Raw genomic sequence first — 20,696 nt, forward strand, 5'->3', positions numbered from 1 at the left:
CGGGGGCCGGAACAGGCCTGCGTCGTCGCGCGCTGTATCCGAAGGCGCGCCGTCCGATCACCAGGCTCGCGGCCTGGTGACGGGTGGTCTCATGGTTCGACGTGGACGTCGGCGTCCGCCAGTGCTGGTCACCCCAGATCGACGAGTACGCCGGGTCTACCGCCACCAGATCCATCCCGGCCCGGGTCGCCATGCCCCGCAGCCGCCCCTTGAAGATCGCGGTGGGGAAGGCGGAGATCAGATGCCGGAACTTCCTGTGGCCATGCCGGTCGCGGGACTTGGAGCCGGTGAAGTCCAGATCCTCGATGACCAGCGCCCCCACACCATGCTTGCCGCACCACCTCAGCAACCTGGTGATCGTCTGACGGATCTGAGCATCGCGGTGCGAGCCGGTGCCCGACAAGTCGAAAGGAAAGTCCCTGGGGCGGCCCACCGGATTGCCATGCTCGTCGAGCCGCCATACGACCAGGTGGTCGGCGTTCAGGTCGACTCCGGCAGCACCACGGGCCAACGCGGCCTTCAAAGCCGCCCCGTCGCTGTTCGGCTGTGGGCTTCGAGAGCTCCGGGTGACTGTCTGCGCTGCCGTCCAGGAGCACGTCACGTACCAGCGCCCACCCCGTGTGGGATCAAAGGCGATCCGATAAGCCAGCGCAGCGCCCTCCGCCTGCCTTTGAGCCCACTCGCCGCTGCGCCAGGCGAACCGTACGGGAGCAGCGAGGACGTATCGGCCGTACGGTGCGTTCGCGTAGTGCTCCAAGGCCTTGGGCAGGCGGATCGAGAGCCGGCCCTCACTGTCGACCCGGATCGTGTCGTTCCCGCCGGGCTTGCCAGCTTCGCCATCAGCCTGCAGAAACAACCGTGAGGCTTCCCACTCCGCACGCCAGGCCGTCAGAGCCCCGCCGTCACCGGACAGGTGATGCCGTGCGTTCGCCCGACTCCGCCCGCCGCGCACCATGTGTAGTACGCCGACCGCACGATCCGCCTCGACCCGGGTCAGACGGGCTATGAGGTGAGCCAGTCGAATCTGCTTGCCCCGGCGCTCGGATCGGGACCTGTACCCACCGGGCCGCCCCTTGGCGCCCTTGCTCCTGAGCGGGAGCACAAGCCGCTGCTCGATCAGACCGATGGCCCGCCGGAGCTCGGCGGCCTCCCGAGCCTGGGCCTCGCGCCGGGCCGCGTACTGCCCGTTCACCCAACCGGTGATCGACCCGGCCCATCGGGACGACGTGACCTTCGTGAGGGATCGTTTGCGCTCCGCCCACCGCCGCGAACGATCGGCGGACTGCTCCGCCCGCCCGTCGCTGCACCTGGCGGCCAGATCCTTGGAGGCTAGGGAACCCAAGAAGCACCCGAGCTCCCAAAGGAGCCCCGACTCCTCGACAGAGAGATGGAGCCGGGTTCGGACCGAGGCCCCCGCCGGAGCGGGCACCGGGACCGGAGAGGCCAGCGGGCGCAGCGGCTTCCGGCCACCCGGTTCAGTCACCCGGCTCGCCCTCTTGCTTGCCATGTACCAGCCCCTCGTCCAGCCGCTTCTTCCCGCGTCGAACAGCTCAACGAGGCCAGCTGCGGAAGGTCACCCGTCCGGATCAAGAACATCTGTTCCGGCTTCAAGGGCTACCTGCGGAGTCGCTGAAACCAATGTCACTCGCCCGCGCCCACTGCCTTCAGGTAGAAAGGTTGGCTACACCCCTCATCCGGGGCCCAGGGCGCGTGTGCGGCGCGCTCGCGTGTCTGTACCTCCCCCCGCCGACAGGCGGGGCACAGACGCGGTGCCCGCCCACTTCTCAACCAGGAGTGGACACCCTCAACTGATGATTTAAGACTTAAGGGGTAAGACAAGTGGCAGCGGAGATCGTCAATCCTCGCAGCGACAGCAATACGGGTCACGAAGGCGCTGAAGAGCCCTTCGATCCGGCGTTCGCGTTGCACCGTGGCGGCAAGATGGCCGTGCAGGCCACCGTGCCCGTGCGGGACAAGGACGACCTGTCCCTGGCGTACACGCCCGGCGTCGCGAAAGTGTGCACCGCGATCGCCGAGCAGCCGGAGCTGGTGAACGACTACACATGGAAGTCGAACGTCGTGGCCGTGGTCACCGACGGCACGGCCGTGCTCGGCCTCGGTGACATCGGCCCCGAGGCCTCCCTCCCCGTGATGGAGGGCAAGGCCATTCTTTTCAAGCAGTTCGGTGGCGTGGACGCCGTTCCGATCGCGCTCGCGACGACGGACGCGGACGAGATCGTCGAGACCGTGGTGCGCATGGCACCGTCCTTCGGCGGTGTGAACCTCGAGGACATCTCGGCGCCGCGCTGCTTCGAGATCGAGCGCAAGCTCCAGGAGCGGCTCGACATTCCCGTCTTCCACGACGACCAGCACGGCACGGCGGTCGTCACGCTCGCCGCGCTGCGGAACGCGGCACGGCTGACCGGGCGCACGCTCGGTGAGCTGCGTGCCGTGATCTCCGGCGCGGGCGCGGCCGGTGTCGCCATCGCCAAGTTCCTGCTCGAGGCGGGCCTCGGCGATGTGGCGGTCGCGGACCGCAAGGGCGTCGTGAGCAAGGACCGGGACGACCTCACCCCGGTCAAGCGTGAGCTCGCGGAGATCACCAACAAGGCGGGGCTCAGCGGTTCGCTGGAGAGCGCCCTCGCGGGTGCGGACGTGTTCATCGGCGTCTCGGGCGGCACCGTCCCCGAGCCCGCGGTCGCCTCCATGGCGCCGAACTCGTTCGTGTTCGCCATGGCCAACCCGAACCCCGAGGTGCACCCCGACATCGCCCACAAGTACGCGGCTGTCGTCGCGACCGGGCGCTCGGACTACCCGAACCAGATCAACAACGTGCTCGCCTTCCCCGGCATCTTCGCGGGCGCGCTGCAGGTGCGGGCCTCGCGGATCACCGAGACGATGAAGATCGCCGCTGCGGAGGCGCTGGCCGGCGTGGTGGGCGACGAACTCTCCGCCGACTACGTGATCCCCTCGCCGTTCGACGAGCGGGTCGCCCCGGCGGTCACCGCGGCCGTTGCGGCGGCCGCTCGAGCCGAAGGCGTGGCTCGCCGCTGATCGGTGCCTTCAAGGCGTGACCGCGCCCCCGTTTCGTACGCCCCCTTCGCGTACGAGGCGGGGGCGCGGCGTGTGTCACAGTCGTGCGTGGTTACGCCCGGGTAGGCCCGCGGCCTATCGTCACCCCATGTTCGCTGCCTACGCCGCCCGCATCGACCGTGACCAGCCGCTCAGCGGCCTTGAGTTGGGGGATCGTCCCGCCCCCGCTGCCAGGCCCGGCTGGTCGACCGTGAACGTCCGGGCCGCCTCCCTCAACCACCATGACCTGTGGTCCCTGCGCGGGGTCGGCCTCCCCGAGGGGAGGCTGCCGATGATCCTCGGCTGTGACGCCGCGGGGATCGACGAGCACGGCAACGAGGTCGTCCTGCACTCCGTCATCGGCCAGACCGGGTACGGGGTCGACGCGGGCGAAGGCCGCTCGATCCTGACCGAGAAGTACCAGGGGACGTTCGCCGAGCAGGTGTCCGTCCCCACGTGGAACGTGCTGCCGAAGCCGAAGGAACTGTCGTTCGCCGAGGCGGCCTGCCTGCCGACCGCGTGGCTCACCGCGTACCGCATGCTGTTCACCAACGCCGGTGTGCGCCCCGGGGACTCGGTCCTCGTCCAGGGCGCGGGCGGCGGTGTCGCGACGGCCGCGATCGTGCTCGGCAAGGCGGCGGGGCTTCGCGTCTTCGCCACGAGCCGCGACGAGGCCAAGCGGAAGCGGGCCCTGGAGCTGGGCGCGGTGGAGGCCGTCGAGTCCGGGGCGCGGCTGCCGGAGCGGGTGGACGCCGTCATCGAGACGGTGGGGGCGGCCACGTGGTCGCACTCCGTCAAGTCCCTCAAGCCGGGCGGCACTCTGGTGATCTCGGGCGCGACCAGCGGCGACCGGCCCTCGCACGCGGAGCTGACCCGGGTCTTCTTCCTGGAGCTGAAGATCGTCGGTTCGACGATGGGGTCCAAGGACGAGCTGGAGGACCTGCTGTCCTTCTGCGCGGCCACGGGTGTGCGCCCCGTCATCGACGAGGTGCTGCCGCTCGACCGGGCACGTGAGGGCTTCGAGCGCGTGGAGTCCGGCGACGTGTTCGGGAAGATCGTGCTCGAAGTCGGGTGACCTTGAGCGTCAACTTTGATTGACATCCGCCTCTTGTCAACGTAAGTTGACATGCATGACCGAAGCTACGGATCTCGCCGAGCGTGCGGGTGACCGTGACCCACGAGTCGGACTGCGGGCCGTCTCCGCGCTGCGGAGGCTGGTGGAGCAGTTGGAGGCCGTGCAGGTGCGCAGTGCGCGTCAGCAGGGCTGGTCGTGGCAGGGGATCGCCGCGGAGCTCGGAGTGAGCAGGCAGGCCGTGCACAAGAAGTACGGGAGGCAGTGATGTTCGAGCGGTTCACGAAGGACGCCCGCGCCGTGGTCAAAGGCGCGGTCGAGCATGCCGATGGCGAGGGTGCGGCCTCCGTCGACGACGGGCACATGCTCCTCGCGCTGCTCGACCGCGAGGCCAGCCGGGCGTCCTTCGCCCTGGCCTCGCTCGGCGCCACACGCCGCCGGGCGTCGATCGAGGGCGCGCTGGGCGAGGCGCGGCGCCGCGGCGGTCTCTCGCAGGCCGACGCGGCGGCGCTGGCCGAACTCGGCATCGACGTGTCCGAGATCGTCTCCCGGGTCGAAGAGACCCACGGGGTGGGCGCGTTGGTGGGTGGCCGCAGGGCCGGGCGACCGGGGCGGGGCCGGGGCTGGAGCGGGCACCTGCCGTTCACCCGCGAGGCCAAGGACACCCTGGAGAAGTCCCTGCGCATTGCCACCGCGCGCCGGGACCGGCACATCGGTGACGAGCACATCCTGTTCGCCCTGACCGTCCGCCCAGGCCCTGTCAGCGAGGTCCTCGCTGACCATGGCGTGACCCACGAGTCGGTGGAGCGGGTCCTGTACGGCGAGGGCGCCGCGTAGGCCGCCGGGGCTGCGGGCCTGGGCGGTCTTGCGTGACCTCCGGGCTTGGGCGGCTTGAGCGGCCTGCGTGACCCCCAGGCCTGCGTGGCTGCCCAGGTCAGTTCCTCGGTGCGCGCAGGGTCGCGGCGATGTGTGCCGCTGCCGACGACAAATGGCTGCGGGCGTCGCGGAGTTGATCCTCCGTCACGCCGTGGTCCCGGGCCGCGTCACGGATGTCGTCACGGAAACGATCCAGGAGCCGGTCCAGATCACGTGACGGATTACCGGTGGTGTCCTCCTGGGCCCACTCCGGGACGTACTCCGTGGGGACCCCGTCCTCGGGGGCGGACGTGAACTTGGGCTTCTCGGCGGTGGATCGCGGCCCCTTGCGGCCGAAGTCCTTGCCCGGGTCCTTGCCGAACTCGCCGAACTCCTTGGCCAGTTCCGTCAGGCCCTCGCGCACCCCCGTCGGCCAGTCACCCCGCGCGAAGTGGTCCTGCACCTGGTCCTGGACGCGCCGTGCGATGCGCTGCACCTCCTCCTGCGCCTGGGCGCGCGCGGTCTCCTGCGCGTCCTGGGCCTGGCGGCGGGCGCGCTGGGCCTCCTCGCGTGCCCTGCGGCTCTCGTCCTTCGCCCGCCGGGCTTGTTCCTTCCACTCCTGCTTGGCGCGCTTGAACTCCTCCTTGGCCTGCCGCCAGCCCTCCTTGTCGCCCCAGGAGCCGTCGAAGAAGTCCGAGGGATCGGGGAAGGGTTTGCCGGAGCTCGGGCGCGAGCTTGAGCTTGGGCCCGTTCGGGAGCCGGAGCCCGGGCCCGAGCCGGAGCCGGTGCTCGTGCCCTCGGGCCCGCCGCCCGACGCGCGCGCCTCCCTGGCCGCCTCCCGCATCTCACGGCGGAGCTCACCGGCCGCGCCCCGCACGCCGTCCCGGATCTCGGCGGCGAGCTCGACGACGGAGTCGCGGATCTCCAGCTCCAGATCGGCCAGCTCACCGCTGCGGTCGGCCAGTTCGGCGCGGCCTGCGTCCGTGATGGCGTACACCTTGCGGCCGCCCTCTGTGGTGTGCGTGACCAGGCCCTCGGCCTCCAGCTTCGCCAGGCGCGGGTAGACCGTGCCGGCCGAAGGTGCGTACAGCCCCTGGAAGCGCTCCTCCAGGAGGCGGATCACTTCATAGCCGTGGCGCGGCGCCTCGTCGAGGAGCTTGAGGAGGTACAGGCGCAGTCGGCCGTGGGCGAACACGGGGGCCATCTCAGAGCACCTTCTTGTCGGTCGGGGCGGCGTCGTCGGCCGGGGAAGTCTCGGTCGGGTGCGACGGGTACGACGGGTCCGTCGAGGGTGCGGTGGTCGGCGGGGCCCCGGCGGACGGATCCTCCTCCGTCGGTGGCCTGCGCAGCAGCGCGATGGACCCCGAGACCGTCGTGGCCTTGAGCTTTCCGCTGCCCGAACCCAGCCGGCCGGTGATCTTCTTCGCCCCCCACTGGCCGCTGACCCGCAGATCCTCGAACGCGTTGGACACCGAGCCGCTCGCGGTGTTCGCCTCGACGTCCGCGTCCGTCGGATGGGGCAGCCGTATCGCGATCTCGCCCGAGACGCTCTGGAGCCCGACGTCGGTCGGGCTGCCCGCCGGGTCGAGGTCCACGATCATCGAGCCGCTCACCGAATCGGCCCGAATGGAGGAGCCCGCGCCCTCGAAGACCGTCAGGTCGCCGGAGACCGAGTTGAACCGCAGGTCGCCGGTGATGCCCTGTGCCTCCAGGCTGCCCGAGACCGTGTGGGCGCGCACCCGGCCCGAGAGACCGACGAGGGTCGTGTCGCCGGTGACACCCTTGACCTCCGTGCTTCCCTCGATCCCCGAGACCACGGCGCCCGCCCCGACCACGCCCACCTCGACGAGGGTGCCCGCGGGGACGGCCACGGAGACCACGGCGCTGCGGCGCCAGCCCTTGCCGTCGAGCCACTTGAGGAAGCCCTTCCAGGGCAGGTCGTCATACGCGACGGTCAGGGTGCCGTCGGCCTGCGTGACGGTCAGGGGCGGGCCCTCGATCTCGGAGACCTCGAGCCGTGCGGAAACTTCGTCGGTGCCCACGACGTTCACCGTTCCGTTGACCACGCGCACATGGAGGGTCTCCACGGGGGCGTCGAACGTGAGCTTCTGGGGCTCGGCGACGGACCACTCTGACATCGGGCTGACCTCCTCGGGCGGGCTGGGTACAACGCGCCATATCGCGTCTCTCACATACACGATATATCGTGGTTACGGAAAGTCAAGACACCTTCGCTCCTCAGCGCTGAATACGCCGATTTGACCTAGCGTGGGCCTCATGTCGTCCGAAGCTTTCGAGCACGCCGCCGCCGGTGCGCTGCTGCTCTGCCGGGCCGAACCCGACGTGGTCGAGCCCGCCGCCCGCCTGCTGCGCGAACAGATGCTGCTCGCCCCCGCGGGCGCCGAGTGGAGCGTGCTCGTGCCCGAGGGCAAGCCCTGGGCGCACGGCGGTGAGCCGGTGGACCGGGTGCTCACCGGATGGGCCACCGCGCTCGCCGTCGGGTCGAACTGGCCGGTGCTCGCGCTGTGGTGGGACGCCGACCGCTCGGGCTGCACTCTGGCGGCAGGCTTCCGGCGCACCGTCGAGTACGTATGGCTCGCGAACGGGATGCCCGTCGGTGAGGACGAGGCCCTGCGCACCTTCGGCGCACGCCTCGGCCTCGACCCCGTCCTGGACATGCAGTCCCTGGAGGCCCTGGGACGCCCCGACCCGGAGTCCGACGCCCGCGCGCGGCTGCTGGGCATGCTCGCCGTCCTCGCGCGGGCGGGCGTGACGCTCCCGTCCGGCCTCGGCCCCGGTGAACCCGCGGACCGGCTGTGTACGGTCGCGCGAGTGGCGCCGGGCGTGCGGGAAGTCGAGTGGTCCGGGTGGCGGGACGCGGTGCGGGCGGAACTCGACGTGGTGGAACAGGGCCCGCTCGGACCCTGGCTACGAGGCCCTCGGGCCCGCGCCATCGCCGTGGCTCAGATGGCCGCCGCCCTGCCGCTCCTGGCATGGGCCGCACGACGGCGCAGCGGCGGCTGGGCCGCCGCGGGGACGCTCCTGCTGGTGCACGGCTCGCTGGGCCTCGCGTACGACAGGGTGCGGGCGGCCGACCCGGGGCCCACGGGGGGCTGATGTCGCCGGAGGGCTGGGACTGAAGCCGTTGCGGAAGGGATCCGCCGAGGGGACCGAACCCCTACTCGTCCTCGTCCTCGTCGTCCAGACGGGCCAGCCACGTCGCCAGGCGTTCGACCGGGACCTCGAAGTCGGGGTTGAGGTCCACGAAGGTGCGGAGCTGTTCGGCGAGCCACTCGAAGGTGACTTCCTCCTCGCCGCGCCGCTTCTCCAGTTCCTCGATGCCACGGTCGGTGAAGTACATGACAGGCTCCGCGATTCAAGAACGACTGACGGTCGATGTGTGCTGGACCGGTCGATGTGTGCTGGACGGACGTCCAGGATAAGCCGATACGCCGGTGGGCCCGGCCCCGGGTGACAAGCACTCGGGGCCGGGCCCACCGGCGTACGGACTGTTCAGCTGTTCAGGCTCACGCCTCGAAGACCTCGTTCAGGAGCTGTTCCTGCTCCTGCTCGTGGCGCTTCTTCGAGCCGACCGCCGGGGACGAGCCGTGCGGCCGCGAGATGCGGCGCAGGCGCTCGCCGTGCGGGATGTCCGCGCCGACCGCCAGGTCCAGGTGGTCGATGAGGTTGAGGGCGATGAAGGGCCACGCGCCCTGGTTCGCCGGCTCCTCCTGCGCCCACAGGTACTTCTCGGCGTTCGGGTACTTCGCGATCTCCGCCTGGAGCTCGGCACCCGGCAGCGGGTACAGACGCTCGATACGGATGATCGCGGTGCCCGTGTCGCCGCGCTTCTTCCGCTCGGCCTCGAGGTCGTAGTACAGCTTGCCGGCGCAGAAGACGACCTTGCGGACCGCTGAGGCGTCGACCGTGTCGTCGCCGATGACCGGGCGGAAGCCGCCCGTCGTGAACTCCTCCGTCTTCGAGGCCGCCGCCTTGAGGCGCAGCATCGACTTCGGGGTGAAGACCACCAGCGGCTTGTGGTGCGGGTTGTGCACCTGCCACCGCAGGAGGTGGAAGTAGTTCGACGGGAGGGTCGGCATCGCGACCGTCATGTTGTTCTGCGCGCACAGCTGGAGGAAGCGCTCGATGCGGGCGGAGCTGTGGTCCGGGCCCTGGCCCTCGTAGCCGTGCGGAAGCAGCAGCGTGACGCCGGAGTGCTGGTTCCACTTCTGCTCGGCGGCCGAGATGTACTCGTCCACCACTGTCTGCGCGCCGTTGACGAAGTCACCGAACTGCGCTTCCCACATGACGAGGGACTCGGGGCGGGCCAGCGAGTAGCCGTACTCGAAGCCCATCACCGCGTACTCGGACAGGAGCGAGTCGTAGACGTTGTAGCGCGCCTGGTCCTCGGAGAGGTACAGGAGCGGCGTGAAGTCCTCGCCCGTCTCGCGGTCGATGAGGACCGCGTGGCGCTGACCGAACGTGCCACGACGCGAGTCCTGGCCCGACAGGCGGACCGGCGTGCCCTCCAGGAGCAGCGAACCGATGGCCAGGGTCTCGCCCATGCCCCAGTCGATCGTGCCTTCCTCGACCATCGACGCGCGGCGCTGCAGCTGCGGCAGCAGACGCGGGTGGACGGTGACCCGGTCGGGGATGTTGACCTGGGACTCGGCGATCCGCTTGACGACTTCCTGGGTGATCGACGTGTCGACGTTCACCGGGAACTCGGCCTCCGGGGCCGGGACCTCGGCCTCGGCGGGCTGCGAGATGGCCTCGCGGACCTCCGTGAAGACCTTCTCCAGCTGCCCCTGGAAGTCCTGCAGGGCCTGCTCGGCCTCTTCCAGGGTGATGTCGCCGCGACCGATGAGGGACTCGGTGTAGAGCTTGCGCACCGAGCGCTTCTTGTCGATCAGGTCGTACATCAGCGGCTGCGTGAACGCCGGGTTGTCCGACTCGTTGTGACCGCGGCGGCGGTAGCAGATGAGGTCGATCACGACGTCCTTGTTGAACGCCTGACGGAACTCGAAGGCGAGCCGCGCGATGCGGACGACGGCCTCGGGGTCGTCGCCGTTCACGTGGAAGATCGGCGCCTCGATCATGCGGGCCACGTCCGTGGCGTACATGGAGGAGCGCGACGACTCCGGGGCGGCGGTGAAGCCGACCTGGTTGTTGATGACGATGTGGACCGTGCCGCCCGTGCGGTAGCCGCGCAGCTGCGACATGTTGAGCGTCTCGGCGACCACACCCTGGCCCGCGAAGGCCGCGTCACCGTGCAGGGCGACCGGCAGGACCGTGAAGTCCGTGCCGCCCTTGTTGATGATGTCCTGCTTGGCGCGGACGATGCCCTCGATGATCGGGTCGACCGTCTCCAGGTGGGACGGGTTCGCCGCGAGCGAGACGTTGATCTGCTCGCCGTCCAGGCCGGTGAAGGTGCCCTCGGCGCCCAGGTGGTACTTCACGTCGCCGGAGCCGTGCATGGACTTGGGGTCCATGTTGCCCTCGAACTCGCGGAAGATCTGGGCGTACGACTTGCCCACGATGTTCGCGAGGACGTTCAGCCGGCCGCGGTGGGCCATGCCGATGACGACCTCGTCGAGGCGGGACTCGGCGGCGCTGTCGAGCACGGCGTCGAGCAGCGGGATGACGGACTCGCCGCCCTCCAGGGAGAAGCGCTTCTGGCCGACGTACTTCGTCTGGAGGAACGTCTCGAAGGCCTCGGCGGCGTTCAGCCGGCGCAGAATGCGCAGCTGCTCCTCGCGCTCGGGCTTCGTGGCGTGCGCGCGCTCGATGCGGTCCTGCAGCCACTTGCGCTGCTTCGGGTCCTGGATGTGCATGAACTCGATGCCGGTGGTGCGGCAGTACGACTCACGCAGCACGCCCAGGATGTCGCGCAGCTTCATCATCGACTTGCCGGCGAAGCCGCCGACCGCGAACTCCCGCTCCAGGTCCCACAGGGTGAGGCCGTGCTCGGTGATGTCCAGGTCGGGGTGCTTGCGCTGCTTGTACTCCAGCGGGTCCGTGTCGGCCATGACGTGGCCGCGGACGCGGTAGGAGTGGATCAGCTCGAAGACGCGGGCGGCCTTCGTGACGTCGTCGTCGTGCGAGGCGTCGATGTCCTTGAGCCAGCGGACCGGCTCGTACGGGATCCGCAGCGCCTTGAAGATCTCGTCGTAGAAGTCCTGCTCGCCGAGCAGCAGGTTCGCGACGATCCGCAGGAACTCGCCCGAAGCGGCGCCCTGGATCACCCGGTGGTCGTAGGTCGACGTGAGCGTCATGACCTTCGAGATGCCGAGCTTGTTCAGGGTGTCCTGGGAGGTGCCCTGGAACTCCGCGGGGTAGTCCATCGAGCCGACGCCCATGATGACCGACTGTCCGGGCATCAGGCGCGGGACCGAGTGGACGGTGCCGAGGCCGCCGGGGTTGGTCAGCGAGACCGTGACGCCGGTGAAGTCGTCCATGCCGAGCTTGCCGTCGCGAGCGCGGCGGACGATGTCCTCGTAGGCCTGCCAGAACTCGAAGAAGTTCAGCGTCTCGGCCTTCTTGATGCCCGCGACGACCAGCTGGCGGTCGCCGTTGGGCTTCACGAGGTCGATGGCGAGGCCGAAGTTCACGTGCTCCGGCTTGACCAGCGTCGGCTTGCCGTCCTTCTGCACGAAGGAGTAGTTCATCGACGGCATGGCCTTGATGGCCTGCACCATCGCGTACCCGATGAGGTGCGTGAAGGAGATCTTCCCGCCGCGGGCGCGCTTGAGGTGGTTGTTGATGACGATGCGGTTGTCGAAGAGCAGCTTCACCGGGACCGCGCGGACCGACGTCGCCGTCGGGACCTCCACGGAGGCGTTCATGTTCTTCGCGACCGCGGCGGCGGGGCCGCGCAGTGTCACGTACTCGGGTCCTGCCGGGGCCTCCGTCGCGGGCTCCGCCTTGGCTGCGGGCTTCGTGGCGGCGGGCTTGGCGGCGGGGGCCGGAGCGGCTGCCGCGGGCTTCGCAGCCGGAGCTGCGGGCGCGGCGGGCGCGGGCTTCGCGGGAGCAGCCGGAGCGGCTGCGGCGGGAGCTGCGGGGGACGTGGTGGCCGCAGCCCCCGCGGCTGCGTCACCCGCCGGCTTGGCCGGGGCAGCGGCAGGTGAGCTGCTCGCTCCTGGCTTGTAGTCGGCGAAGAAGTCCCACCAGGCTCGGTCGACCGAATTCGGGTCCTGGAGGTACTGCTGATAGATCTCGTCGACGAGCCACTCATTGGGACCGAAGGCAGCAGCAGGGCTCTTGCCTTGCCCGTCTTGGTCGGTCGAGATGCTCGAGCTACTGGGGGACTGTGACGACACGGCGGTAACCGCCCTCTTCCGCTTCACAAGGTGATGGACAGCGGGAATCAAGGCTACGCCTCCATCGCCGCCAGGTGCAGGCCGGGCCCGTCATCCGTCGCGTAAGTCACATCGGGCGGATGGTTTCGGCGGCTGAAATGGCGGGAAACAAGCGAGGTTCCGGAACGCAGGAGGGCCGCGCGGGCCGTGCCCTGCGCGGTGGCGTCACCCGGGCGCGCTTCCGATGCGCCCGCGAATCGCTTCCGTTTCGAACCCTACGTCAACTTCGCACTTCGGGCAGGCCCGGAAGAGTGACCTGGATGCGGCAGCCGCGAGGGGATTCAGCCACACCGATGTGCCCGCCGTGCATGTCGACCGCCCAGCGCGCGATGGCGAGCCCGAGCCCGGTGCCGCCGTCGCTGCCGGGGCCCGACGGAGGTGTGTTGGCGTGGCTGCCGCGGTTGAAGCGCTCGAAGACGCGGTGCCACTCCGACTCCGGGATGCCGGGGCCCTCGTCGAGGACCTCCAGGTCCAGGGACTCGGGGTAGAGGCCGCGCCGGGCGCGTACGGTGACGCGGCCGTGCGGCGGGCTGTGCTTGACCGCGTTGTCGATGAGGTTGGCCACCACCTGGTGCAGCCGCTCGGCGTCCGCGTGCGCGGTCAGCTCGGGCGGCGTGACGTCCAGGTGCAGGTGCACGTCCGTCCGTGTGTGGCTGCCGGAGCCCGACGCGATGCCCGCGCGCGCGGAGGCCACCATGTTGGCCTCCTTCAGGACACCCGACAGATAGGGCCACACCTCGAAGCGGCGGGCGTGCAGCGGTACGACGCCGTTGTCCAGGCGGGACAGGTCGAGCAGCGTCTCCACGAGCCGCCCGAGCCGCTCCGTCTGCTTCAGGGCCGTACGCATGGTCTCCGGGTCGGCGGCGGACACTCCGTCGACGACGTTCTCCAGGACCGCGCGCAGCGCCGCGATGGGGGTGCGCAGTTCGTGCGAGACGTTGGCGACCAGCTCCTTGCGCTGCTGGTCCTGGGCCTCCAGGTCGTCCGCCATGCGGTTGATCGTGGTGGCCACGTCGCCCAGCTCGTCGCGGCGGTCGGCGCCGCGCACCCGGCGCGTGTAGTCGCCGTGCGAGACGGCACGCGCCACGGAGTTCATCTCGTCCAGGGGCGCGGTGAGGCTGTGCGCCACGAACTGCGTGATCAGCAGCGTGGCGATCACCGAGAAGACGGTGATGAAGCGCAGCTCCGTCTCCGTCTTCATCGCCACCATCAGCAGACCCGTGGTGATGAAGACCGAGACGACCACCAGGGTGCCGAGCTTGGTCTTGATGGAGAACGGCCGCAGCCCGCCGAAGGGACCTGTCATCGGAACGGTCACCTCAGGGGGTCGGGGTCTCCAGGGCGTACCCGACGCCGTGCACCGTACGGATCCGCTCGGCGCCGATCTTCCGGCGCAGCGCCTTGATGTGGCTGTCGACGGTCCGGGTGCCCGACGCGTCCGCCCAGTCCCACACCTCGGCGAGCAGCTGCTCGCGGGAGAGGACCGCGCGGGGGGTGTTGGCCAGGCAGACCAGGAGGTCGAACTCCGTCGGCGTCAGATGGACGTCCTCGCTGCGGACCCTGACCCGCCGCTGGGCGTGGTCGATCTCCAGCTCGCCGAGCCGCAGGATGCCGCTGCGCGGGGTGGTCGCGGCCAGGGCGGCCCGCTCGACCCTGCGCAGCAGGACGTGCACGCGGGCCGCGAGCTCCCGCATGGAGAACGGCTTGGTCATGTAGTCGTCGGCGCCGACTCCGAGCCCGACCAGCATGTCCGTCTCGTCGTCGCGCGCCGTCAGCATGAGGACCGGGACCGGCCGCTGGGCCTGCACCCGGCGGCACACTTCAAGCCCGTCGAAGCCCGGCAGCATGATGTCCAGGATCAGCAGATCGGGCTGCCAGGCCTGCGCGGTGTCGACCGCCGAAGGACCGTCCATCGCCGTTTGCACTACGAAACCCTCGGCGCGTAGCCGGGCGGCGATGGCGTCGACGATCGTCGCATCGTCCTCGACCACCAGAACCCGGCGCTGGGCGCCTGGCATCGCCGCCGTCGCGCCGTTGTGGGAGGTGTGTGTCTGCTCCATCGCCCGCCCCTGACACTGATCGCTTGTGTTCGACCAGCAGGGTACGGGGCGCGAAGGCACCTCGGCTACGCAGCGCTTACGCCGAGATGAACCACGTCGGGTACGCCTCGGGCAACGGGGATCTCTTCCGTCCGTACCGACTGGAATCCGGCATTCCGTAGAGCGAAGTCGAAAGCGGACGAGGGCTGGGCGGACCACACGGCGAGCACTCCACCGGGCTTGAGGCGGGCCTGACAGGCAGCCAGACCGGCAGGCGAATAGAGGGAGTTGTTGTCCTCCGTCACCGTCCAGTCCGGGCCGTTGTCGATGTCGAGACAGAGCGCGTCGTACGTTCTCGGGGTGCCGCCGAGGGCGTCGGCGCCGAAGATGTGCGCCACCAGGTCTGTGTGCAGAATCTCCGTGCGCGGATCGGCCAGCGCGGCGCCGGAGAGCCCGGCCAGCGGGGCGTCCACGCCTGAGCAGTGCCAGTCGATGACGGCCTGCTCGCGCTCCACGACCGTGATGCGGCCCCAGCGCTGATCGGCCGCCGCGTGGGCGAGGGAGAAGCCGACGCCCAGGCCGCCGATGAGCAGGTCCGGCTCCCCGGGGTCGTCGAGCGCGCCGTACGCCGCGTCGACGAGCAGCCGCTCCGAGCGGCCGTCCGAAGTGTCCATCAGGAAGCAGCCGTTGGCGATGATCTGCAGAAGCGCACCATGGCGCCGCAGGACGACTTCGCCGTACGGGCCCTCACGCCTGTCGATCACGACGGGGGCGGTGACGTGGGTGTGCATGGCGGCCAGGGTATGACTGGTGGAGGCATGGCTCGAGGGGGACGCGAAGACGGTCTTTCGGGTTGCTGTGATTTGCGTCTCATGCGTCCTGGGCCGTGGCACGGGTCATAGACACTGCCGGAAAGATCGGCAAAGGGTGGACATGACGGAAGGAGCGTCCCGCCTTGGATCTGAGCGTGCCGGCTGCCCCCACGGCGCCCGAGGAGACGGCCCCGCCCACCCTGGACGGCATCCCGCGACAACGGGAGCGCGCACCCGAGGTGATGACCCCTGAGATGCCGGCGCCCGGTCGGCGCCTGCGGGTCGCCGGTCTGTGGCGCGTCCTGCCGACCCCCACGGGTACGCCCTTCACCTTCACCTACGCCGCGGTCCTCGCCGTCACGTCGCTCCTGACCTCGTACGCCGGCCCGTCCCTGGTCTCGGACCTGCACCGGCACTCCAGCACGGACGTCGCGCACCTGACGCAGCAGCCGCTGCTCGTCCTGGTGGCCAGCGCGCTCTGGATCGCGGGCGGCATCGCGTCGCCGTACGCGATCGGCTTCCTGCTCGTCCTGACGGCTCTGGAGCGCCGCATCGGGGCGCTGCGCACGGCGGGCGTCTTCCTGCTCGGCCATGTCGTGGCCACCCTCGCGACCGAGGTTCCGGTCGGCCTCTCGGTCCTCGCGGGCCATCTGCCCGACAGCTCACTGCACCGCCTCGACTACGGCATCAGCTTCGGTGTCGCGGCGAGCGTCGGCGCGCTGGCCGGGCTCTTCAGGCCGTGGCTGCGGTGGCTGGTGCTCGCCGGCTTCGGCGGCATGCTGATCGACGACCTGATCGCGTTCACGGACCCGATGACGAACTGGGGCCACTTGCTGGCCCTGTCGATCGGGGTCGCCACGTGGCCGCTGGTGCGGCGGTGGCGCCGGTCGGCCTGACGGGCCCCGTACGCGGACGTGTCGTGTACGCGCACGTGGCGAGTACGTACGTGTCGAAGTGATCGCTCACAGCGAACACCCCTTGGGGAACATTCAAGGACTCAGGAGCATTGAGTCCACATAGCTCAACTTGAATGCCGAAGGGGAGATCATGACTACTGAGTCCGCCGAGTCGAAGCCGTCCACACCGTTGACACTGCCCGTGCTGCCGCTCGACGACGAGGTTGTCCTGCCCGGCATGGTGGTTCCGTTCGACCTGTCCGACACCGAGGTGCGCGCCGCGGTCGAGGCGGCCCAGGCTGCTGCCCGTTCCGATGGGAGCAGCAAGCCGCAGGTCCTTCTTGTTCCGCGGATCGACGGGACGTACGCCGCGACCGGCGTCCTCGGCACCGTCGAGCAGGTCGGCCGCCTCTCCGACGGTGACCCCGGCGCCCTGATCCGGGGCCGTGGCCGGGTGCGGATCGGCGCCGGCACGACCGGGCCCGGCGCCGCGCTCTGGGTGGAGGGCGTCAAGGTCGACGAGACCGTGCCCGATCCTCTGCCGGGAGCGGTTGCCGAGCTGGTCAAGGAGTACAAGGCGCTCGCCACCAGCTGGCTCAAGAAGCGTGGCGCCTGGCAGGTCGTGGACCGCGTGACGCAGATCGACGACGTCTCGGCGCTCGCCGACAACTCCGGATACTCGCCCTTCCTCTCCACCGACCAGAAGATCGAGCTCTTGGAGACCGGCGACCCGGTCGCCCGCCTCAAGCTCGCCACCGAGCAGCTGCGCGAGCACCTCGCCGAGCAGGACGTCGCCGAGTCCATCGCCAAGGACGTCCAGGAAGGCGTCGACAAGCAGCAGCGCGAGTTCCTGCTGCGCCGCCAGCTCGACGCCGTGCGCAAGGAGCTGCGCGAGATCAACGGCGAGCAGGACGGGGAGGAGTCCGACGACTACCGCACCCGCGTCGAGGCCGCCGACCTCCCCGGACACGTACGGGAGGCCGCCCTCAAGGAGGTCGACAAGCTGGAGCGGTCCAGCGACCAGTCGCCCGAGGGCTCCTGGATCAGGACCTGGCTCGACACCGTCCTCGAACTGCCCTGGAACGAACGCACCGAGGACGAGTACGACATCAAGGGCGCCCAGGAGATCCTGGACGCCGAGCACGCGGGTCTCCAGGACGTGAAGGAGCGCATCACCGAGTACCTCGCGGTGCGCAAGCGCCGCGCGGACCGCGGCCTCGGGGTCGTCGGCGGCCGTCGGGGTGGTGCCGTGCTCGCCCTGGTCGGGCCTCCCGGCGTCGGAAAGACCAGCCTCGGCGAGTCCGTCGCGCACGCCATGGGCCGCAAGTTCGTGCGGGTCGCGCTCGGCGGCGTACGCGACGAGGCGGAGATCCGCGGCCACCGGCGTACGTACGTCGGGGCGCTGCCCGGACGCATCGTGCGGGCCATCAAGGAGGCCGGGTCCATGAACCCGGTCGTGCTCCTCGACGAGATCGACAAGGTGGGCTCCGACTTCCGGGGCGACCCGGCGGCCGCCCTCCTCGAAGTCCTCGACCCGGCGCAGAACCACACCTTTCGCGACCACTACCTGGAGGTCGAGCTCGACCTGAGCGACGTGGTGTTCCTGGCGACGGCGAACGTCCTCGAATCCATCCCCGAGGCGCTGCTCGACCGCATGGAGCTGGTCAGGCTCGACGGGTACACCGAGGACGAGAAGGTCGTCATCGCCCGCGACCACCTGCTCCCGCGCCAGCTGGAGCGGGCCGGTCTGGAGACGGACGAGGTGACCCTGGACGAGAGCGCGCTGCGCAAGCTCGCGGGGGAGTACACCCGGGAAGCGGGCGTACGGAACCTGGAGCGGTCCGTGGCGCGGCTGCTCCGCAAGGTCGCCGCGCAGCACGAACTGGGCGAGCGGGAGCTGCCGTTCACCGTCGGCGACGACGATCTGCGCGGTCTCATCGGGCGCCCGCACCACGTGCCCGAGTCCGCGCAGGACCCGGCCGAGCGGCGCACGGCGGTGCCGGGTGTGGCGACCGGGCTCGCGGTCACCGGCGCGGGCGGCGACGTCCTTTTCGTCGAGGCGTCGCTCGCCGACCCGGAGACGGGAGCCTCCGGGCTCACGCTCACCGGCCAGCTCGGCGACGTCATGAAGGAGTCGGCGCAGATCGCGCTGAGCTTCCTGCGCTCGCACGGCGCGGAACTGGAGCTGCCCGTCGGCGACCTCAAGGAGCGCGGCGTGCACGTCCACTTCCCGGCGGGCGCCGTCCCCAAGGACGGACCGAGTGCGGGTGTCACCCTGACGACCGCCCTCGCGTCGCTGCTCAGCGGCCGACTCGTCCGTACGGATGTGGCCATGACCGGTGAGGTGTCGCTGACCGGGCGCGTCCTGCCGATCGGCGGCGTCAAGCAGAAGCTGCTCGCCGCGCACCGTGCCGGGATCACCACGGTGATCATCCCGAAGCGGAACGAGGCCGACTTGGACGACGTCCCGGCCGAGATCCTGCAGAAGCTGGACGTGCACCCGGTGACGGACGTCCGTCAGGTCCTTGAACTGGCCCTGACGGAGGCCGAGGTGAGGGTTCCGGCCGCGGCTTGACCCCCTCGGGGCGTGAGGGCGGAGCGGCGTGTGCTGCTCCGCCCTCAGGTGTTCCCGGAGGGCGGGGGCTGCATCACGGGTGCCGGAGCTGCCTGAGCGGGAATCCCGGAAGAAACGGCGGAGTTGCTCGGTTCGCCGTGCAGGGCGCACGCCAGGGCCAAGGTGATGTGCTCGATCCAGTCGAGGGTGTCGGTGACTTCCGCCGCGGTGATGGGGCGACGCTGCGTGTGGTCACCGTCCAGCAGGTCGGCCTCGTGGGCGATCTGGTTGCGGCGGCGCAGCAGTGTGACGTACTTGCCGCGCAGGCCCTTCTCGTCGAACGAAGTGCGGTGGCGGAATCGCCGGTTGACCCACTTCGCCGCATCGCGCCATACCTTGGCGTCCGTGGCCAGAGCCATCATCTTGGCGATGGCGTCAGGGTTCTGCAGTGCCCGATACGCCACGTCCTCACGGACCCGCTCCACCACGACCTCGGCGAGCCGCACCTCGCCGCGCTGCACGGCCTCCATGCGGTGCAGTGGCAGCGGGTACTCACGGAGCCGCTTGGGCATGTCCGGGCTGGCCTTGACCGCCTCCTCGGCGACCTGGCGCAACGTCTCCTCCTGCACCCAGTGTTCGAGCGCGCCGATGGCCTGGACCCAGGCGGCCCGGTAGAAGTCGTCGGTGTCGACGCCGCGCGGGCTCAGCGCCTCCAGGACTTTCCCCGCCTCCACCATGCGGCGTGCGTACGTGAGGTTGGTCCGGAAAGACTCGAACTGCGGAGTCTGAACGGCCTGGGGGAACTGCGGGGCGGGCGTAGTCATGCGGTACCTCTGTGCGGCGCTGGGAGGGTGGATGGTCCACGATCGTCCCTGCGCCGCACGGAGGCCGGTCAATCCCCGCGACGGATACTCGCGGTTAATTGGCCGGATTTCGGCCCCTGACCTCCGGAACTCCCGCGCGGGCCAGGCGCACGACGTCGGTCAGGCACTCGGTGAGACACCGGCCGAGGTAGCGCAGCTCCGCCCGGTCGCACGCCTTGTCCGCGAGCATGACGAGGGCGTGCCCGACGAGTTGTTCGGCCATCGTCAGCTGGATGTCGGCGATCGCGGCGGCCTGCCGCCCCGCCGGCCCGCCTGCGGGCACGCCGGGCACCTCCGGGACGACGTAACACGTCTTGCCGTCGGGGGCGGTCCAGGGGAGGCGCTGCGGTTCGGCGCCGGGTGCGATGCGGGGGTTTTTCATGCCCCGCCTCCCACGCGTACGCCGTGGATCGTGCGCGGCCCGAGGTCGACGCCGTAGGCGGCGAGCCATAGGGCCCTGCGGCGGGCCCTCTGCGCGCGGCGCTCCTCGGGGGAGAGGAGGTAGGGGCGGACGAGTGGGGTGGACTCGCCGGGGAGGGGAGGGCCCCAGAGGCCCTCGGCTTCGCTGCGCGGATGGGAGGGCTGTACGGGTTGGGGGAGAGGGCCGAGCTCAAGTCGGCCTCGATGATAGCCGGTTGGCGGGAGGAGGAACCGCAACATTGGTAGGAGGAGCAGAGCGATAACGTGGGCCATGTCGACCTGCTTTCGATGCTTTCAGGTTGGCCATGCCCCCGGGCCGTTCGCGCGGTCGCGGGGGTCCTGTGCGCCATGGACAGTACGCTCAGTATGACTCGGACATAAGCGCCCGGACGCGTCCGGACCTTCATTGACCAGTACTGACTGGTTCTGTCGTAGCAGGATTGATCCTGCGCACTTATCGTTTGCCTATGAGTGAGACCGACGAGTGGATGCCGAACCCCAGGTCGCGGGTCTACGTGTACGCGCAGATCGCGGAGCACATCTGCGAGCAGATCCGCTCCGGGGCTCTGGCAATCGAGGACCGACTCGACCCGGAGCCGGAGTTGGCCCACCGCTACGAGGTGGGTATCAACACACTTCGCCGGGCCATCCGCCACCTGCGCGAACAGGGCATCGTCGAGACCGTTCCGGCGAAGGGGACGTTCGTCATCGCCATGCCGAAGGGCTCGGAAAGCAAGTAGCGGAGGCACGGCCCG

General features: G+C 70.0%; 17 protein-coding genes. 8 read left to right on the forward strand and 9 right to left on the reverse strand.

The features are described from left to right. Positions 1–1,839: 1,839 nt before the first annotated feature. The 4 genes from ABXJ52_RS25085 to ABXJ52_RS25100 all read left to right on the forward strand — a co-directional run bounded on the left by ABXJ52_RS25085 (position 1,840) and on the right by ABXJ52_RS25100 (position 4,981). Positions 1,840–3,054, forward strand: a complete 1,215-nt coding sequence (locus ABXJ52_RS25085) for an NADP-dependent malic enzyme (RefSeq protein WP_367044925.1) — start codon at positions 1,840–1,842, stop codon at positions 3,052–3,054. A 127-nt stretch (positions 3,055–3,181) separates the two neighbouring features. Beyond that, complete coding sequence (locus ABXJ52_RS25090) at positions 3,182–4,147, forward strand: zinc-binding dehydrogenase (RefSeq protein ID WP_367044926.1); 966 nt, start codon at positions 3,182–3,184, stop codon at positions 4,145–4,147. Positions 4,148–4,202: 55 nt separating this feature from the next. Then, positions 4,203–4,412 carry a helix-turn-helix domain-containing protein gene (locus ABXJ52_RS25095; protein ID WP_160507185.1) on the forward strand — a complete coding sequence of 70 codons (210 nt, stop codon included), beginning with the start codon at positions 4,203–4,205 and terminating at the stop codon, positions 4,410–4,412. Further along, entirely contained in the window at positions 4,412–4,981 is a 570-nt protein-coding gene (locus tag ABXJ52_RS25100) for a Clp protease N-terminal domain-containing protein (RefSeq protein WP_367044927.1), read from the forward strand. Before ABXJ52_RS25095 ends, ABXJ52_RS25100 begins: the two co-directional genes overlap by 1 nt. Positions 4,982–5,078: 97 nt before the next feature. On the opposite strand, the gene ABXJ52_RS25105 is transcribed toward ABXJ52_RS25100, so the two are convergent. Further along, positions 5,079–6,203 carry a helix-turn-helix transcriptional regulator gene (locus tag ABXJ52_RS25105; RefSeq protein ID WP_367044928.1) on the reverse strand — a complete coding sequence of 375 codons (1,125 nt, stop codon included), beginning with the start codon at positions 6,201–6,203 and terminating at the stop codon, positions 5,079–5,081. 1 nt (position 6,204) lies between these two features. Next, positions 6,205–7,137 (reverse strand): DUF4097 family beta strand repeat-containing protein, encoded by a 933-nt coding sequence (locus ABXJ52_RS25110; protein ID WP_367044929.1) that lies wholly within the window; start codon positions 7,135–7,137, stop codon positions 6,205–6,207. Positions 7,138–7,276: 139 nt separating this feature from the next. Between ABXJ52_RS25110 and ABXJ52_RS25115 the strand changes: the two genes are divergently transcribed. Then, a complete protein-coding gene (locus ABXJ52_RS25115) occupies positions 7,277–8,116 on the forward strand; it encodes a hypothetical protein (protein ID WP_367044930.1) in 840 nt (279 codons plus the stop codon). A 61-nt stretch (positions 8,117–8,177) separates the two neighbouring features. On the opposite strand, the gene ABXJ52_RS25120 is transcribed toward ABXJ52_RS25115, so the two are convergent. The 5 genes from ABXJ52_RS25120 to ABXJ52_RS25140 all read right to left on the reverse strand — a co-directional run bounded on the left by ABXJ52_RS25120 (position 8,178) and on the right by ABXJ52_RS25140 (position 15,187). Continuing rightward, on the reverse strand, positions 8,178–8,360 hold the full coding sequence (locus ABXJ52_RS25120; RefSeq protein WP_003961784.1) for a DUF6104 family protein: 183 nt from the start codon (positions 8,358–8,360) through the stop codon (positions 8,178–8,180). Between the two features lie 166 nt (positions 8,361–8,526). Continuing rightward, the gene (locus tag ABXJ52_RS25125; RefSeq protein WP_367044931.1) at positions 8,527–12,318 is read right to left on the reverse strand and encodes a multifunctional oxoglutarate decarboxylase/oxoglutarate dehydrogenase thiamine pyrophosphate-binding subunit/dihydrolipoyllysine-residue succinyltransferase subunit; all 3,792 of its coding nucleotides are present in this window, start codon (positions 12,316–12,318) and stop codon (positions 8,527–8,529) included. Positions 12,319–12,577: 259 nt separating this feature from the next. Further along, complete coding sequence (locus tag ABXJ52_RS25130; protein WP_367044932.1) at positions 12,578–13,663, reverse strand: HAMP domain-containing sensor histidine kinase; 1,086 nt, start codon at positions 13,661–13,663, stop codon at positions 12,578–12,580. Between the two features lie 13 nt (positions 13,664–13,676). Beyond that, complete coding sequence (locus ABXJ52_RS25135) at positions 13,677–14,417, reverse strand: response regulator transcription factor (protein WP_363209230.1); 741 nt, start codon at positions 14,415–14,417, stop codon at positions 13,677–13,679. A gap of 65 nt (positions 14,418–14,482) precedes the next feature. After that, positions 14,483–15,187, reverse strand: a complete 705-nt coding sequence (locus tag ABXJ52_RS25140; protein ID WP_367044933.1) for a spermidine synthase — start codon at positions 15,185–15,187, stop codon at positions 14,483–14,485. 263 nt (positions 15,188–15,450) lie between these two features. Here ABXJ52_RS25140 and ABXJ52_RS25145 point away from each other — a divergent pair, with 263 nt between their 5' ends. Beyond that, positions 15,451–16,104 (forward strand): rhomboid-like protein, encoded by a 654-nt coding sequence (locus ABXJ52_RS25145; RefSeq protein WP_367049250.1) that lies wholly within the window; start codon positions 15,451–15,453, stop codon positions 16,102–16,104. A 151-nt stretch (positions 16,105–16,255) separates the two neighbouring features. Continuing rightward, on the forward strand, positions 16,256–18,679 hold the full coding sequence (gene lon / locus ABXJ52_RS25150; RefSeq protein WP_367044934.1) for an endopeptidase La: 2,424 nt from the start codon (positions 16,256–16,258) through the stop codon (positions 18,677–18,679). Positions 18,680–18,723: 44 nt separating this feature from the next. Here the strand turns inward: lon and ABXJ52_RS25155 are convergent, their stop codons facing one another. Then, on the reverse strand, positions 18,724–19,482 hold the full coding sequence (locus ABXJ52_RS25155; RefSeq protein ID WP_367044935.1) for a hypothetical protein: 759 nt from the start codon (positions 19,480–19,482) through the stop codon (positions 18,724–18,726). A gap of 94 nt (positions 19,483–19,576) precedes the next feature. Then, complete coding sequence (locus tag ABXJ52_RS25160) at positions 19,577–19,903, reverse strand: hypothetical protein (protein WP_367044936.1); 327 nt, start codon at positions 19,901–19,903, stop codon at positions 19,577–19,579. 505 nt (positions 19,904–20,408) lie between these two features. Here ABXJ52_RS25160 and ABXJ52_RS25165 point away from each other — a divergent pair. Next, positions 20,409–20,681, forward strand: coding sequence for a winged helix-turn-helix domain-containing protein (locus tag ABXJ52_RS25165; RefSeq protein WP_367044937.1), 273 nt, complete (start codon positions 20,409–20,411; stop codon positions 20,679–20,681). The last annotated feature ends 15 nt before the right edge of the window (positions 20,682–20,696 follow it).

The organism is Streptomyces sp. Je 1-332 (genome assembly GCF_040730185.1).
Lineage (GTDB): Bacteria > Actinomycetota > Actinomycetes > Streptomycetales > Streptomycetaceae > Streptomyces.